We start from the raw sequence: 1,362 nt of genomic DNA, 5'->3' as shown, positions 1-1,362 counted from the left end.
CGAAAATGACTGCTGATTAGCGATCAGCTTAGCGCCGCAGCTGGTGACATCGCCGCCACGTGCAATAGGCGCACCATCCACAATAAACGACGGGTCACCCGTAAGAATAGTAGTGACTTTTTTGCACTTTTTACAGATGACTTTATCGCCTTTACGCGAGATAGGGATGCCGTTATGAGTGGTGTGCGGTGTGAGCTATGCTGAAGAAACCGTACAAGTAAACTTGGTAAACTAACGACTCAACGAGGAGTTTACCATGACCAAGAAAGTTAGAACTTACAGCACAGAATTTAAAGCAGAAGCTGTCAAGAAGATAGCGGATAATAATGGCAATATTTCAGCTACTGCAAAGCAGCTCGGGATCGCCATGCAAACCTTATCTAACTGGCAGAATAAAGCCAATCAGGGCAAGCTTGTGGGCACTGAACAATACGATCCTGATCTTATGAGCGCCCTTGAAGAAGTAAAACGGCTAAAGCGCCAGCTTAAAGTTGCCGAAGAGGAGCGCGAGATATTAAAAAAGGCGACGGCGTACTTCGCCAAACACAGCTAGTAAAGTACGCCTTTGTTAAAGACAACCAGCAACACTTTCGCATCAGTAGCATGTGCCGTGTACTACATATTAGACCCTCAAGTTACTACGACTGGCTGCGTCGAGACATCAGCGCTCAGCAGATACATCGTAACCAGTCTGAGCTACTAATCAAAGCGGCACACAGTGAAACAAAGGAGCGCTACGGCTTTGAGCGTCTGCATGCGCATCTAAATGAGCAAGGATATGATATCAGCCCATACATGGTCAGAAGCATCAAGGAAGAACACGGTATCAAATGCCGTCGTCATAAGCGTTTTAAAGTTACTACCGACTCAAACCACAACAAGCTGGTCTATGACAACGTGCTCGATCAGCAGTTTGACGTCAACCGCCCTAACGAAGCATGGGTCAGTGATATCACCTATATCTGGACAACCGAGGGCTGGCTGTACTTAGCAGGCGTTAAAGACTTGTATACCAAAGAGCTGGTTGGCTATGCCATCAACAAACGTATGACCGCTGACTTAGTTTGCAAAGCATTGAACATGGCAATTAAGAATAAGAGACCAAGCAAGGGACTAATTGTTCACTCTGACAGAGGCAGTCAGTATTGTAGCCATGCGTATCATAAGATTATTAAACAGCATCAGTTTATAGGCTCAATGAGTGGCAAAGGTAATTGTTATGACAACGCACCCATAGAGAGCTTCTGGGGTGTATTAAAGAATGAGCTGGTATATCATCAGGACTATAAGACCAGATTTGCCGCTATTACCGATATCATTAGATATATCGAGTTGTACTACAACCAAACGAGAATTCAAAAG

1 protein-coding gene and 1 pseudogene are annotated in these 1,362 nt (G+C 44.9%); one reads left to right on the top strand and one right to left on the bottom strand.

All coding sequences use genetic code 11. The features are described from left to right. A pseudogene (locus ABT084_RS37885) lies at positions 1-177 on the bottom strand (PAAR domain-containing protein); the annotation flags it as partial. Between the two features lie 79 nt (positions 178-256). Here ABT084_RS37885 and ABT084_RS37880 point away from each other — a divergent pair. After that, positions 257-1,362, top strand: a protein-coding gene (locus ABT084_RS37880) for an IS3 family transposase (RefSeq protein WP_351054402.1) whose coding sequence is annotated in 2 segments (ribosomal slippage) — positions 257-515 and positions 515-1,362 — 1,107 coding nt annotated over the 2 segments. Because the reading frame shifts where the segments join, the coding sequence is not laid out codon by codon here. This gene is flagged as partial in the annotation.

Origin of the sequence: Streptomyces sp. NPDC002138 (assembly GCF_040296485.1) — a bacterium.
Taxonomy (GTDB): domain Bacteria; phylum Actinomycetota; class Actinomycetes; order Streptomycetales; family Streptomycetaceae; genus Streptomyces.
Note: the sequence above shows the minus strand (reverse complement) of the source record. Positions and strands in the feature narration are given on the sequence as shown.